Here is an 8,981-nt window from a genome sequence, read left to right on the forward strand (position 1 = left end):
GAGGAAACATGCCCATTACCAGCGAGAATCGTGCCTACGCCCGCGAGGTAGGCATCCGACTGCGCACCATCCGCGCCCAGCAGGGCCGCACTCTTCAGCAGGTCGAGGCCCTCTCGCGCGGCCAGTGGAAGGTCGCGGCGCTCGGCTCCTACGAACGCGGCAACCGCATGCTCAGCATGCAGAGGCTCGCCGCACTCGCCGCGTTCTACGGCGTCCCCGTCCACGACCTGCTGCCCGGCGGACAACCCGGCCCACTCCCGCCGCGGGCGGTCCGCATCGTGCTCAACCTGCCCGCCCTGACCCGCGTACCCACCGACGACGCCGGACCGCTGCGCCGCTGGGCCGTCGAGATCCAGCGGGAACGCGGCGACTACGCCGGCCAGGTCCTCTCGATCCGCGAAGGGGACCTGCGCACCCTCGCGACCCTCTACGCCCTCGACCGCAACCAATTGCTCGACAAGCTCCAGCAGTGGGAGGTGCTCGACCCCATGAGCAGCATCGCGAACACCTCCGATACCGCCTGAACGTAGGCGCCGTGATCCAGTCGACAGCGCTCCCACTACCGCGCCCTCAGCCATCATCGAACCGTGAGGGACAGCCCGTGTTTCCTCGAAACCGAGCGGCTGCTGCTCGTCCCGCTGTCCACGGGCACCGTGGTGTCGGAGGAGGTACCCACGACGTGCACGACGCACTGACCATCGACCCGCGGGTCAAGCGGGCGGCCCGGCGTTACCGGCGTCGCCGGATGCTGATCCCGATCGTCGCCCAGCTGCTGCTCATGCTGCCCGCGGTCGCGTGCCTGATCGTGTGGCCGCCGTTCGCCAGTCCCGGTGGTATCCATGGCCTCGCGGCGGGAGGGCTGGCGGTACTCGGCGGCGTCGCGGGTCTCGGCTGCTACAGCAGCCGGGTCACCTGGGCGCTGGACAGGGCACCGCTTGCGCCGGCCAGCGCGCGCGTCGCCCACCACGCCCTGGCTCTGCGCAGGACGCTGCAAGACCCTGACCTGGCGGGGATAGCACGCCATACCGAGGCCGTCAGGCTCCTCTACCTGCTGGCCGACGCGGCAGACCGCCTCGCGCGCGACCTCGGGGACACCATCCCCGGACTGGCCGCCGCAGATCTCGCCACGACCGTGGCCAGGGACGCGGACACGACCCGAGCCGACCTCCTCACCGGCGTCTGCCGCATCCTGGACACGATCGCGTCCGTCCAGCAGGTGATCCTCGGCCCCCTGAGCAATCACGAGATTCCCGACCCGCCGCTGTCTGGCCCCGATCCACGAGAGAGTTTCGAGCGCACCGCCGCCGGACTGGACCGCGCCGCCCGCGGCGCGCTCGATCTCGTCACCCTCGCCCTGACCCCACCGGCTCCCAGCCACCCGCAGCAATGACGACCGCTACGGCTCGAATCCGGCCATCACGCCGCCTGCTCGGCGACCGTCCGCGCGGCCTATCTCGGTAGACAGAGGCGCTTCGGTCCCAGTAAGTCTTTGTCGGGGCGTCGCATCGAATGCGCATGTTTGCCTGTAGGTTTTCATCTTTCATGTCGCCAGAAGTCCGGAGTACCAGCGCTTTGGCGCACGTTCTCATCGAGCTGGCGTCAGGCTGGTTCTCAACGATCTGCCGTTTCCCTCGGAGCGGTGCCGGTTGCGATCGGCCAGACCGCCTGCATCGCGGTCGCTGCGGCCGGGCGGGGTCCTCATGGCTACACGGAGCGTGCACCCCGCAGGCGCACGCTCCGAGCACCAGCGATGGTCGGTTGCGGATGAGCGCCCGAAGCAGCTGATGAACCAGCCTGGAAACATCCCGAAAACGGCCCCGCTCGCCGCGCACAGCCCCCCGCCGGTCCGCCCCGTCGCTCAGGCGAGGTCAGCTCAGCGCTTGGGGAGCAGGGAGTTGAGTCGCGTAAACAGCAGATCGGCACGCGTGATCGTTTCCGCGTCGATGCGCGGGGCGAGCGCGGCCTGCTCTCGGAGGAGAACCGCCGCCGGCTTGTAGTGGTTGAACCTTGTGGCGATCTTCCGCTTCTTGAACACCGCCTCGATCTGCCGAAGGACACGGGGGTCCTTCGCGTTGAGTTCTGAAGCGCGGATCGGGGTGGTTAGCTGGGGTGTGTAAGCGCGGTTGACGAGTTCGAGGTAGAAGCCCCGGTCGAACAGGTCCTCGATGTCTGCGTCGGCTGTACCAGTGAACTCGCTGATCTGGAGGAGTCCGTTTTTGGCCAGCTGGCCATTGTCCCGAAGACGTTGGACGGCCCCGACGTCCTTGGTGCTGGAGTCGACGAGAACCGCGACGTTCAGCTTGTTCGCGCCCAGGAGGGTCACGAAGGTAGACAGTTTCCCGGAGCCGCCGATGGGGGTCTTCACCCAGCGGGGGTCGAGTCCGATGGACCCCTTCGCCTCGGCGACATCCGTGAGGATGTCCAGGTAGATCAGGTCGCTCGGGCCTTCGAGGAGCAGGGTGTGCTCGCCCACGAACAGCGTCTGGGTCATCTCGATGCCCATCGCGGTCAGGAGCGGGAACGCAGTGTCCTCGTCAGCCTTGAAGATTTCCGAGGAAACCTTCGCTCCGCCGCGCTCCATGTCGATAACCGTCCTGACCCTCTGGATGTTGTCCGGGTCGACCATGAACGGGGAGTGGGTGGTGTAGAGGACCTGGTGCTTGGGCGCCAGTCGCTCGTCGATCAGGCGGAGCAGGTCCCCCTGGGCGCGGCCATGCAGGGACAGGCCCGGCTCATCTAGGAGGAGGATCAGGTCCGTGGTGCCGGCCGCCTCCAGCTCGTTGAAGTAGGCAAGGAAGGAGAAGAACCAGACGAAGCCGCGGGACCGGTCGTCGAAGGGCACCGAGGCGCGGTGCCGGCGGTTGAAGACGCGGACCTGGAGGATCGGCCCCTCGTCGAAGGGCGCGGTGGCCCCGACCTCAGGGGGCAGGACCTTCAGCTGGACTTCCAGCTCTTTGTTCTGCGACCAGTACTCGAAGACTTCGTCCGAGATGACGTTGCCGGAGTTCTCCAGCTCACGGAGAAGCCGTTCGTGCTGGTCGGTGTTCTTGAACTCCTCCGGTGACACGCCCGCCATGTCCAGGAGGCTCAGCAGCGCACGCTCGCCGCGCGTAATGTCTCCTGACTGTCGCCGCCGGATCAGATCGGGCAGTGCGACCTTGCCCGGCATCGTGTCGTAGTCCGCGAAGTAGACGAACTTCGGCATGGACGGATTGGCGTACTGGTCGATGAGGTGACACCCGAGGCTGCCGTTGCGCCAGCCGCGGAGGCGGTCGGCCAACGCGGTCGCGTCGGAAGGGGGCTCCTTCAGCTCGTCAAGGGCATCGAGGAAGTCCGTGACGGTCTTCACGCTCCCGATGGCCTTGGCGCCCGCGGCCGGAAGGTCCAGGGTGGATCGCAGGTGGTCGACGACCGCGGCCTCGTTGTAGGAGAAGCTGAACGACTTGGACTTGTCGCGGTAGCCGATTTCGACGGCGAACTCGGGGCTCCTCATGGCCTTTGGGCCGAGCTCCTCCTCGATGGCCTTCATGATGGTGTCGTCGAGACGGAACGTCGCCGTGAGCACGGGAATCTTCTCGCCGGCAGGGAGCTGCTTGCGTTCGCGGGTCTTGCGGGCAGGGAAGTCGACCACCTCGTCGAAGGCGGCGGGCTCCACCGGGTTGAGCCGGAAAAGCGCTTGGAGGAGGGTCGTCTTGCCCGACTCGTTCTTCCCGACGAGGCAGGTGACATCCTTCTCGATGTCGAAGCTGTCGGAGTCCTCGACGGACCGATAGTCAGTGACGCGAGCCTTGATCAGTTGCACTGTGCCTGAAGGTCCTTCCTCGTGTCCTGCGAGAAGGCCCGGCGCACCAGAGGCGTCAATCACAACGAGTGACACTGAATGTCTCAGCGTCATGTTCGAGGGTATGTTCCAGACGCCAATCAGGAGCGACCCCGACACCCGTCGACCTCGACGCCGCCGGGGTCCTCTCTTGAGCTGATCTGAGGGTAGCGTGCCTCACCGACAACTCCGAACGACCTGCCTCGTTCCCGCGCCGCGCGGGTGGCCTGGCTGGGGGCTGGGAGGACACGAGGCCGTCCTACCACCTGTCCGACCTCGGTGATCGGCGCCGGAGCCGTCACGGCCGACGATGCGCGACCAGTACCAGCCCGAGTAGTACGCGGCTTTGTAGCAGTGGAACTCCGCACCGGCGGGCACGCCGTCAGGTCATCCACGGCGACACGGTCCAACGTCGTGTCCACCTCGGTCCCGGCTTCCGACCGGTACCGGACCCAGACACTTCGCCCAGACCGTGACGAACCGCCACCAACCGATCAGGGTTACTCCGCGCACCGCCGAACCCGGGACGCCACGCCGAGCCACCTTCTCATCGATCTGGCCAGTCGGCGACAGATCGGTGACATCTTTTTTGAGAAACTGTCAGCTGTTTTGAGAACCTACATTGCCCTACTTGCCCGGCCTGGTTGCGCCGAAATAGTCGTCCTTTTGCCACCTATATGGAGCGATTTTGACCACTTTTTTACGCCCTGGAGCTGTGATCATCTGCCCGTCTCCGATATAGATCGCGACATGGTGGATGTTGCTGGCGGTGCCGTAGAAAACGAGGTCGCCGATCTGGAGTGGTTCCCGGGGCGGGACCACGGACCCGGCCTCATACTGGGTCTGTGCGGTGCGGGGCAGGTCAATCCCGGCGGCCAAATAAGCGGCCCGGGTGAGACCGGAGCAGTCGAAGCCGCCTTCGGCCGGTTCTCTGAACTTGCGCATACCGGACAGAACTTGCGGACGCGCCTTATTCGGGTGCCTGGTTCTCGGGTGCAGTGCGAACGATGGTGCGTGCGGCGAGGTGGTGGAGGTCTGGCATGCCGAGGTGGACGGTGGCCTGTCGGCTGGTAAGGCGGTCGAGGTCGGTGAGTTTGGTGTTCGCGGCGGCGAGGCTGATGGTGAGTCCTTCGATGTCTCCGAGCCATCCTTGCTGTTCGGCTTCGGTGATGCGGTCTTGGATGTTGTCGCGGACCTCGACGAGTCGTGGCCGTTGGCGTGGGTCGGGGCGTAGCATCGGGCAGCGTATGCAGGCGTGTTCGTGGATGCAGGGGGTGTTGTAGGCGCGTCCGCAGGTGCCGAGCGATACTTTGCGGCGCTGGAAGTGGCCGAAGAAGTCTTCCCATTCTTGTTCTGTCGGTGCGCGGTATTCTTCGCTGGGTCGCACGGAACGGCGGCGGGAGATCCAGGCGCGATGCGCTTCGATGGTTTCGGCGGGGTAGGTCGCCTTGTATCCCATGGTGGTGTTGATGTCGCGGTGCCCGCAGATGGCCTGGGCGATGTGGGGTGGCAGTCCGCTCATCACCGCGTCTGTGACGAAGATGCGGCGGAAGTCGTGTGGGGTGAAGTCGAGAGGTTTGTTGTCCGGTCCGGTCAGTCCGGAGTGCGCGAGGGCGTTATCGAGTGCTCTTTCGATGGCCCGGCGTGGTAGGGCACGGTTCTCGGCGCCCCAGCGTCGCTGGAACAGCAGCGGCATCGGCGGGAGCCAGAGGCGTTCGTGGATGTCGTAGGAGGGGACGAGAGGCACTGCGCCGGTGGTGTCGCGGACCCGGCAGATCACGGCACTCAGGACGTCGGCGAGTTCCGGGCTGACCAGCAGAAGTCGTTCGGTGTCTGTTTTCGACGGTGCTATCTGCAGGAGAGGGACGAGTTCACCGGTGGTGGGAAGCTGGTATTGGACGAAACTGTGGTGGGTGAGTTCGAGGAGTTCCTCGGCGCGGATACCGGTGTGCCGCAGGATCTCGACGGTGGCCCAAGCCCAGAACGCCTCGTGTTCCTCGAAGGTCAGATTGTAGCGGGCGCCGGTGGTCGGGTCGTCGGCCCAGACCCTCGTGCCGCCGGAGCTCGGCATGGGCGGTCGGAGGAAGGTGCGTCCGGTGGCGGTGAACGAGTCGCCGGGCTGGGTGGCGCATGCGGCGGCAAGGCGTTCGGCGGTGTCACGGCGGCGTTGCTCGACGGCGCGGACGAGGGCCGGCAGTACCGGTAGGCGTTCCCGAGTGCGCTGGTCCATCCGGGCCTTGCGGTGCATCCGGTCCTTCCACCGGTCAACGTCGGCGGGTGTGACGGGGCAAGGCGTGGCCCAGGGGCCCCATCGGGCCGGGTCCTCCAACGCCCACTGCGCGATGTCGAGGTAGAAGGCGCGCACCGAGAACATGCAGCTCTTGGCGTTGACCCGCGGGGTTTCGACGTCGACGGGTTCCCCGTCGCTGCCGACCACCTTCTTGGTCCGGACCTGGATGCGTTGCTTCCAGGCCGCGGCCACTTCGGGGGGCAGGTGCAGGGAGTGGATGCCGGGATGGTGGCGTTCCAGGTCGTGCCAGAACAGGCCGGCGAGCCGGTCGGCGAGTTCCTTGAGACTGACGTAGTCCACGGCGGGCTGCCGGTGGCGCAGGTAGTCGACGATGAGGTCGCGCACCGGCTGGCAGCGCAGTGAGTAGCGGGCGACGAGGGCCTCGACGGTGAGTTGGCCGGTCGCGCCGCGGAACGCCCGGATCGTGGGTGGCGCGTCGGGTGGAAAGACCCCGGCATCGTGGAGGAGCTGGTAGACGTAGGTCTTGCAGGTGCCCCCCTTGGCCTGCACCGAGCTTTGAACGTCGAGTAGCTCGACGCAGTCGCCGGGAGCGATGTCGGCGACCAGCCCGCCCTTGCAGGCCATGATCGTGGCGGCGCGGTAGAGCGCGAGGCGGACCATCAGCGGCGCCGCGGCCGGGTTCTGCTCGGCGCATGCCCGCAGCCGGGCGAAACCCTCGGGGTCACGGGAGCGTTCCATAGCCGCCTGGAAACGTGGGGACTGGCGCGTCATCATCCACCGCACCCCGGGCCGGATAACGTCACCGCAGATGAGCGCGAGCAGGCCGGTCGACAGGAGGCGTTCGTAGGTGTCGTCACCGACGTCCCGCAGCCAGTCCGCCGCCACGTCCCGCCAGAACTTCCCGTCGAGGTCCTCCACGCCCGTGGCAAGCCAGCGCTGCTGCCAGGTCGCGCCCGGATGGCCCTGCAGCCAGCGCAGGACACCGGTGATGCCGCTGCGGCGCTTCCACTGCACGGCCTGGTTGTCCGACCCGTAGGGCGGGGGAACGAGCAGCTCGACGATGCTGTGACGGCCGAGGGTGGTCGCCGGCCAGGACACCGGAACCCTCCGTGGCGGGAACTGCCCCCGCAACCGCGCCGCCGCACCCGCGGTGCCGCGAGGCGTCGCCGGCGTTCTGCCCTCAGCCCGCGACCCGTCTGGGGGCGGCTGCCGGTCCAGGAGTTCGGTCACGGCGTTCGCCCCCCGAACAGAACCTGCAGGCTGTCGGTCCGGTAGCCCGCGGCCGGCAGCGGTGGCGGCGCGGCACGGCCGGCGGCGCGGCGCTCGTGGTGGGCGCGCATCCCGGCGAGGACCTCGTCTTCGAACGGTGTCGTGTAGATCTGGGTCGTGGTCAGGCTCGCGTGCCCGAGCACCCACTGCACGTCGGTCAACGCCACCTCGGGATCCCGTGCCATCCGGTAGGCCGCGGTATGACGAAGATCGTGCAAGGTCCAGTTACTTCCCAGCACAGCCTGCGCACGGATGAAGGCTGCCCTGGCGGCGTGATAGGTCAACGGGCGTAGGGGCTGCCGCAGCGTCCACCACAGCGGGTCGTCCCGCCCGCGCGGCGCCTGGCCGTCGAGCTCCTGCTGGTAGAGGCGGAGCCACACGAACGCGTCCGGCGACGCCGGCAGTCGCTGGACGGTGCGGGAGCCCTTGCGCACCACGCTGATCAGCTGCTGGCCTGGGTCGGCGTCCGCCTGCGTGGTCCCCAACAGCTCGCTGGCCCGAGCGCCTGTCGACACGTAGAACGCGACCAGCGCGCGGTCACGGTGGCTGAGCAGGGCGGCGAACAACTCGTTGAAGCGCTCGTCCGGGATCGCGCGAGGCACCCGCTTCGGAACCGTCGGCCGATACAACCCGACCCTGGTGTTGCGGAACGGCTCCAACGGATTGTGGTGCGCATGCGCACGCCCCTCCTCCCGCTGCCGAACCAGCGGAAAGGGATTGACAGCCGGTCCGCTTCCCCAACGCCGATGACAGTCGTAAAAGGCCCGCAGCACCGTCTCGCTATGCGCGACTGTCCGGGCCGCGTACTTCGCTCCCGGCGCGGGTCTACCCGTGACCGGATTGGGGCTACCCGCCCCCGACGCCCTCCTCCTTCCCGGGCCGCTCGCCGGCTTGTCAAGGACCCGCAGCCAGCAGGAAAAGTCACGTGCCTCGATTCTCCCCGCCGCATCCCAGGACAGGCCGATCGCCCACAGAAAACGGAACCAGCGCAGGAGATCCAGGCCATAGGAACGTTGAGTCGCCGCGGACCGACCAGCCGCCTGCAGATCCTTCAAATAGACTCGGGCGGGCTCGACCACCTGACCGGAACCGTCCAGCAGCAGGTACGGCTCCCACAATTCGCCCGTGTCCCGCAGACACCCGATGCGGGGCACGACCAGCATGGTCAAGTCCCGCTGGCCACTCCCGTCATCTACCATCGCCCCACTCCAGTCGACAGGAACGGCGAGCAGGAGCTCACCACGCCGGAGAACCATACGATCCAAGTAGTCTGCCTGTCCCCACACTCCATTCACGGCAACGCAGGAAAAGCGACGCGGATCGCCATCACACCAAGGAATGGTCACCTCAGCTCCGACCTGCGGGGCGCGTGATTCCCACAAGATTAGGCCAAATAGATTCCATGCGGACGACTGCTCCTCTGTGGGGCGCATCGATCATTTCGGTAGCTGAGATCGCGATCCCAACGTGGGTCACGTCGGTCCGACCGCTCCCGAAGAACACCAGGTCCCCCGGCGCAGGCGCAGTACCCGTTGGCAGAAGTGGACCCGCGTCATACTGCTCCTGAGCGGTCCGCGGAAGATCCACCCCGGCCGCTTCATAGGCAGCCCGCGTCAACCCCGAGCAGTCAAACCCACCCGC

General features: G+C 67.1%; 7 protein-coding genes. 2 read left to right on the forward strand and 5 right to left on the reverse strand.

Annotated features, from left to right (window positions below; all coding sequences use genetic code 11):
- Positions 1 to 8: 8 nt before the first annotated feature.
- Positions 9 to 524: a transcriptional regulator gene (locus NBZ83_RS26650; RefSeq protein ID WP_095213097.1), complete on the forward strand. Its 516-nt coding sequence runs from the start codon at positions 9 to 11 to the stop codon at positions 522 to 524.
- Positions 525 to 679: 155 nt separating this feature from the next.
- Complete coding sequence (locus NBZ83_RS26655; protein ID WP_261562501.1) at positions 680 to 1,390, forward strand: hypothetical protein; 711 nt, start codon at positions 680 to 682, stop codon at positions 1,388 to 1,390.
- Positions 1,391 to 1,873: 483 nt separating this feature from the next.
- On the opposite strand, the gene NBZ83_RS26660 is transcribed toward NBZ83_RS26655, so the two are convergent.
- From NBZ83_RS26660 to NBZ83_RS26680, 5 genes are all read right to left on the reverse strand, one after another.
- Positions 1,874 to 3,802 carry an AAA family ATPase gene (locus tag NBZ83_RS26660; RefSeq protein ID WP_261562502.1) on the reverse strand — a complete coding sequence of 643 codons (1,929 nt, stop codon included), beginning with the start codon at positions 3,800 to 3,802 and terminating at the stop codon, positions 1,874 to 1,876.
- Between the two features lie 645 nt (positions 3,803 to 4,447).
- Complete coding sequence (locus NBZ83_RS26665) at positions 4,448 to 4,765, reverse strand: C40 family peptidase (protein WP_055752584.1); 318 nt, start codon at positions 4,763 to 4,765, stop codon at positions 4,448 to 4,450.
- A gap of 25 nt (positions 4,766 to 4,790) precedes the next feature.
- On the reverse strand, positions 4,791 to 7,169 hold the full coding sequence (locus NBZ83_RS33470; protein ID WP_261562503.1) for a tyrosine-type recombinase/integrase: 2,379 nt from the start codon (positions 7,167 to 7,169) through the stop codon (positions 4,791 to 4,793).
- Between the two features lie 128 nt (positions 7,170 to 7,297).
- On the reverse strand, positions 7,298 to 8,686 hold the full coding sequence (locus tag NBZ83_RS26675; protein ID WP_261576018.1) for a tyrosine-type recombinase/integrase: 1,389 nt from the start codon (positions 8,684 to 8,686) through the stop codon (positions 7,298 to 7,300).
- A gap of 1 nt (position 8,687) precedes the next feature.
- Positions 8,688 to 8,981: C40 family peptidase (locus tag NBZ83_RS26680; protein ID WP_261576019.1), on the reverse strand; the 294-nt coding region annotated here is incomplete at its 5' end.

It is taken from the genome of Frankia gtarii (assembly GCF_025403375.1).
Classification (GTDB): domain Bacteria; phylum Actinomycetota; class Actinomycetes; order Frankiales; family Frankiaceae; genus Frankia; species Frankia gtarii.

What these genes read in the sequence shown, in the direction of transcription:
- NBZ83_RS26665 (WP_055752584.1), bottom strand. Translation starts at nt 4,765, where the DNA reads ATGCGCAAGTTCAGAGAACCGGCCGAAGGCGGCTTCGACTGCTCCGGT.
- NBZ83_RS26650 (WP_095213097.1), top strand. Translation starts at nt 9, where the DNA reads ATGCCCATTACCAGCGAGAATCGTGCCTACGCCCGCGAGGTAGGCATC.